Annotated in this window: 5 protein-coding genes; all 5 read right to left on the reverse strand. The window is 38.2% G+C overall.

Features of this window, described 5'->3' with window-relative positions:
* Positions 1-12: 12 nt before the first annotated feature.
* A complete protein-coding gene (locus tag ACMZ6U_RS09005) occupies positions 13-840 on the reverse strand; it encodes a hypothetical protein (protein WP_416108071.1) in 828 nt (275 codons plus the stop codon).
* Positions 840-1,163: a PadR family transcriptional regulator gene (locus tag ACMZ6U_RS09010; protein ID WP_416108073.1), complete on the reverse strand. Its 324-nt coding sequence runs from the start codon at positions 1,161-1,163 to the stop codon at positions 840-842. Before ACMZ6U_RS09010 ends, ACMZ6U_RS09005 begins: the two co-directional genes overlap by 1 nt.
* A gap of 15 nt (positions 1,164-1,178) precedes the next feature.
* Positions 1,179-1,331 carry a hypothetical protein gene (locus ACMZ6U_RS09015; RefSeq protein WP_416108075.1) on the reverse strand — a complete coding sequence of 51 codons (153 nt, stop codon included), beginning with the start codon at positions 1,329-1,331 and terminating at the stop codon, positions 1,179-1,181.
* Between the two features lie 124 nt (positions 1,332-1,455).
* On the reverse strand, positions 1,456-2,691 hold the full coding sequence (locus ACMZ6U_RS09020) for an aminoacyltransferase (protein ID WP_416108077.1): 1,236 nt from the start codon (positions 2,689-2,691) through the stop codon (positions 1,456-1,458).
* Positions 2,692-3,384: 693 nt separating this feature from the next.
* Complete coding sequence (gene metG, locus ACMZ6U_RS09025) at positions 3,385-5,442, reverse strand: methionine--tRNA ligase (protein WP_416108079.1); 2,058 nt, start codon at positions 5,440-5,442, stop codon at positions 3,385-3,387.
* Positions 5,443-5,538 lie beyond the last annotated feature (96 nt).

Consider the following 5,538-nt stretch of genomic DNA (forward strand, 5'->3'; position numbering starts at 1 on the left):
TTAGTGCTGTCCTCATCTTTTATCCACTTCTTTTGATAAACGATAACTCATGATATAAAAAATGAGTAAAGCAAACGCTGAAATAGCGATCGGGAACCAATCTGACCAAAATTGTCCTCCGATAAGTCCCATTGCCATGAATTTTTTTAGAATACCAGTGATTAAAAATGCTACAATTGGAAAACTAACAGGTCTAAAATCTTTCTTCTTAGCTGAATAAAATAAGGTTAAGATGCTGACCAATCCCACAAACACCCAGTCAACAAATTCTGGAAAACTGAGGTAAATTCCTTTGTTAGCAACCATCGTAGGCAAATTAAAAGTTACATTAACTAGAATAATTCCTCCGATAAAAATCAAACCAATCAGCCATTTGGACGGATTATCCTTAAGAAGAACCTTAGGTAACAAAACAAATATCATCCAACAAATCACTAAAGCGTTGAAACAGGTACCCAAAAATAGATACAACCCTAATTGAAAATGCCCAGTCCTTGAAAATAGCACTAGCAGCTCAATCCCAAATAAAACCAAAACAACACTCAAGTAGATACTTGCAAGTTCCTTAAATCGAACTCTTGGAGCATTCTCTAACAGTTGGTCTGCCATACCTTTGGCATCAGTTCCAAAAAAGTCAGCTGCTGTTAAATCATCAGCCTCTGCCATCTTTAAATCACTAGCCATGCCATATATCTGCTCTAAAATAGCTTTTTCATCCTTTAAAAAAGATTTAAACAGCATGTATTCTCTGATATCTTCGAAATAATCCCGGTTCTCATCTAATAAACTATCGACAATATTGCTAATCTTATCTCGTAAGACTTGTTTTTCACCTGTCATCACATGCTCCTCTTCTGAAACTGTCCAACCTTTTCAACAAGGCTAGACCACTCCTGCCAAAATTCTGTTAGATAGATTTCCCCATCTCGTGTAATGGTAAAATACTTCCGGTCTGGACCATCTGGCGAAGGTTTTATCTGTCCCCTGATATAGCCTTTCTTTTCTAACTTTTGAAGAAGAGGGTAAAGCGTTCCTCCAACCATATTTTCAAAGCCAGACTGTCTCAGTTTTTGAACTAACTCATAGCCATAAATCTCTTCTTGAGCAATCATTTCTAAGACACAACCTTCTAAAACACCTTTTAATAACTGTGTTTCTCTCACATACATCCTCCACTCTTACTCATTATGATCATCATATGAAATAACGCCTGTTAGAAAACACAGTCCGATGATAGCCTTTGGCAAAACTATGAACCACATCTTAGTGATAACCCATGATATGATAGCATTCACAATAAAAAAGATCCCAATTGTATGACTTGTTTTCATAATAATCCTCCTAGTTTGTTTTACCTACTAGTTCTTAATTTAAGTGTAAAACATGTTAGCTAGTATGTAAAGCAAAATAGTGTTTCGATAACTAAAAAAGCTGGAAAAATATCCAGCTTAATGTTTATGATCGTCCTAATAGTTTTTTGACACTATCAATAGCCTTTTTCTTAAATGGTCTTGGGTAATAACGGAAGGTTCCCATCTTACGGACAATGTAACCATTGAAATTTTGTTTAAATCGAAGGACACCATCACTGCCATCAAATACTCCTTGAATACCTAGAAAGTTGTAAGTTGGAATGCCACGCTTAATAGCTTCCAACATGACATGTTCCTGTAGGGCAACAGGCGCATAAAATTTATTAAATTCAGGATAGGAACCACTGAATAGGTAAATCGCTTCACGATCAGTGTAGACAAAGAGGCTACCAGCCATAACCACATCTTCGGAACCATATTCCGCAATCAACTCCTTGGCTTCAGAAATACGTTTTTCAAACGTTTCAGCTTGCGACTGATACTCTTTTTTCATGTTTTGGTATTTTCTAGACTCAGGATTAGCAGCTAATTTCTCCTCTAAATCTGACAGTTTAACTCCAAGATTTCCCAAATCCTTTTGAAGATTGGTTAAATAGTCTTGGAAGTTAATCTCAGCCACCATAAACTCACAATTATCACCAAAAGCATCATAAAAGTCTTCATAATAGTCCAAAGATTTATCTGAATACTCACGACGCTCCGACGTTGATGATGTAATTTCTTTAAAAACAGAGAGTTCTGAGCGCTCCAAGCGACGCAATTTGGTTCCGAATGATGCTGCCTTATTAGCTAGTGGTTTCCCTTTTTTCGAAAAAGACTTGCGCAAATTCTGAGCAGTAATGCCCTCTAAAGACTTGACATACAACCAGTCTGGTTCTCCACCTGGGTAACCTGTCTGTAAACCATCATGGCTAAATCCTAAGTTAGTCAACGTTTCTAACAAGTCTTTACGCTCTTCATCCGCAGGGTCACCATCACTTGTGAACTCTTGATAAGTGTCGTAAGGCTTGATAATCAGTTCTAAGGCATTATTTTTTTGGGCAAACACTTGTAATTCTTTGTAAAAGACTTCGAGATAGGACGAATCCTGACTTGCAGGTCCAGTATCCATCTCCATGTGCTGACCACCAGCCATAGCCTTGCTATATAAAATGCCTGCGACTTGAATCGCACCATCAGCTTCTAAACCCATAAAATGAATAGAAAACCCACGCTTACTCAAAAGCTCTGCCATTTCCAAAGACTGTGTAAAAGAAATCTCTGAAAACTGCGATAGTGCAACTCTATACTCTTCTTTACTTAATTCTACTAATACCATCTTAAATCCTTTTCTAGAATGCTTCCTAACCATTATAACAGAAATGAGAATAGGACAGAACTCTTAAGCCGTGGATATCATCACTCCAAATATCTATTTAAAATGACATAAAAATCAAACAACGACTTTTAAATGGTATATCATAACATTAACACACCCAGAGGAGACCTCTCATGCTCAATGATATCATCACATTGATTGCTATTACTATTGATCTATACGCAATGATTATCAAAATCAGATGAAATAGATTGAAGAAAGCATAACTGAGGTTAGATAATCAAATCTAATAACATCTGAATTTGATTTTCAAAGAAGATTAGGTGCTTTCACTTGGGATATTTCCTATCTACACCTATTGGAAAAAAGCATTACAAGACAAGAAAAAATAAGAGGGAAACCTCTTATTTGAGAACGTAGACAAACCTATTTTTATTTCAAAAATGTTTTACGCTGATCTACAAAAATAATCATTTTTAGCGAGCGAAGCGAGCCCAAACCGAAACTTTCCGATGTGATAAAAGTGTCTGAAACACTGTTGTTTCAGACACTCGGAAGATTTGAAACTCTAGGTTCAAATCTTAGGCATGGAATCCTAAAGGGAGTCGCTGCCGTCCGCTATCACCTAAGAAAAGTTTCAAAAAGACTTTGTCTTCAATCTGAAATAAGAGGGAAACCTCTTATTTTTTGATATTATCCAATAACTGACCCATTTGGCACACTGCCATCAACCGTCAAGACTGTCAATTTGCCATCATGTTCTGCTGAGAGAATCATGCCCTGGCTAACATATTTTTTCATCATTTTACGTGGTTTAAGATTAGCAACAATTTGCAACTTTTTACCAACTAATTCTTGTTCATTTGGATAAAATTTAGCGATACCTGAAAGGATTTGACGGTCCTCTCCATCACCAGCATCTAAGCGGAAGCGAAGCAATTTATCAGAACCTTCTACTTTTTCCACTTCTTTGACTTCGGCAACACGGATTTCAACGGCATCAAAAGTTTCGAATTTAATCTCGTCCTTTTCAGTTTTGAGTTCGACGTCTTCTGGGCTCCATTCTTTTTCTGCAGCTGGTTTACCGGCATTCATTTGATCCTTGATATAGTTGATTTCTTCTTCCATATCCAAACGTGGGAAGATTGGTGTCCCCTTAGTAATGACTTGAACGCCACTTGGAAGGCCTGATAATTCAAGGTGTTCAAGATCAAAATCAGTTCCCAATCCAAGTTGTTCCATAATGGCATTTGATGTTTCCATCATGAAAGGTTGGATGAGGTGAGCAACCACGCGTAAGCTTGCTGCCAAGTGAGCCATGACTGCCGCCAACTGCTCCTTATCGCCATCTTCTTTAGCCAAGACCCAAGGTGCAGTCTCGTCAATATACTTATTAGTACGAGAAATGATATTCCAGACAGCTTCTAAAGCTCTCGGATAATCCACTGCATCCATATTTTGATGATACAGCTTGAGGTTTTCAACAACAAAGTCAGATAAGTCAGCATCAAAGTCCGTGACATTTTCCTTGTAATCAGGAATTTGACCACCAAAGTATTTATTAACCATGGCAACCGTACGGTTAAGAAGGTTGCCAAGGTCGTTTGCTAATTCATAATTGATACGACCAACATAGTCCTCTGGTGTGAAGGTGCCATCAGAACCAACTGGCAGGCTGCGCATGAGGTAGTAGCGTAGGGAATCAAGACCGAAACGCTCTACCAACATTTCTGGGTAAACCACATTACCTTTTGATTTAGACATTTTACCATCTTGCATGACAAACCAACCATGGGCTACCAAGCGATTTGGCAATGGCAACTCAAGCGCCATCAAGATAATTGGCCAGTAAATCGAGTGGAAACGCAAGATATCCTTACCAACCATATGGTTAACTTCTAGATTAACCGTAAAGTCCCAAGTCTTACCAGAGTCATCTGTCCATGATTTCGTCACGGTATCTGCCAACCAGAACTTATCAAAGTTTGCTGAGTCTGATTGCCCATAACCAAGTGCTGTCGCATAGTTAAGCAAAGCATCAATCCAAACGTAAACAACGTGTTTAGGATTCGAAGGGACTGGAACTCCCCAAGTAAAGGTTGTGCGAGAAACTGCCAAATCTTCCAAACCAGGTTCGATAAAGTTTTTAAGCATCTCGTTCATACGGATATTGGGACTGATAAAATCAGGATTAGCCTTGTAGAAGGCTACCAATTGATCAGCGTACTTACTGAGTTTGAAGAAATAAGACTCTTCTGAAACAAGCTCAACTTCATGACCAGACGGTGCCACACCACCGATGACATTTCCTTCATCATCACGATAAACTTCCGCTAATTGGCTTTCTGTGAAGAATTCTTCATCCGAAACAGAATACCAACCTTGGTATTCTCCAAGATAGATGTCCCCTTGCTCCAAAAGACGCTCAAAGACCTGTGCTACCACCTCTTCATGATAGTCGTCTGTCGTACGGATAAATTTGTCATAAGAAATATCAAGAAGTTGCCACAATTCTTTAACACCAACAGCCATATCGTCAACGTATGCTTGTGGGGTAATACCTGCTTCTTCAGCCTTAGACTGAATTTTTTGACCATGCTCATCAAGACCTGTTAAATAAAAAGTGTCATAGTTCATCATGCGTTTATAACGCGCTAAAACATCACAAGCGATAGTTGTATAAGCCGAACCAATGTGTAATTTCCCAGATGGGTAATAAATCGGTGTTGTAATATAAAATGATTTTGTCATTAACTCATATCCTTTCCGTGCAAATGAAACACGTCTATAGTAACACTTGATTATAGCATATTTTGACGCAAGATTTCAAAGGATTCAAAAAACTCC

Source organism: Streptococcus pluranimalium (assembly GCF_047785745.1).
Lineage (GTDB): Bacteria > Bacillota > Bacilli > Lactobacillales > Streptococcaceae > Streptococcus > Streptococcus pluranimalium_B.

Excerpts from the sequence above, each read along its gene's own strand:
- ACMZ6U_RS09005 (WP_416108071.1), bottom strand. The coding sequence starts at position 840 with ATGACAGGTGAAAAACAAGTCTTACGAGATAAGATTAGCAATATTGTC.
- ACMZ6U_RS09015 (WP_416108075.1), bottom strand. The coding sequence starts at position 1,331 with ATGAAAACAAGTCATACAATTGGGATCTTTTTTATTGTGAATGCTATC.
- ACMZ6U_RS09020 (WP_416108077.1), bottom strand. The coding sequence starts at position 2,691 with ATGGTATTAGTAGAATTAAGTAAAGAAGAGTATAGAGTTGCACTATCG.
- metG (WP_416108079.1), bottom strand. The coding sequence starts at position 5,442 with ATGACAAAATCATTTTATATTACAACACCGATTTATTACCCATCTGGG.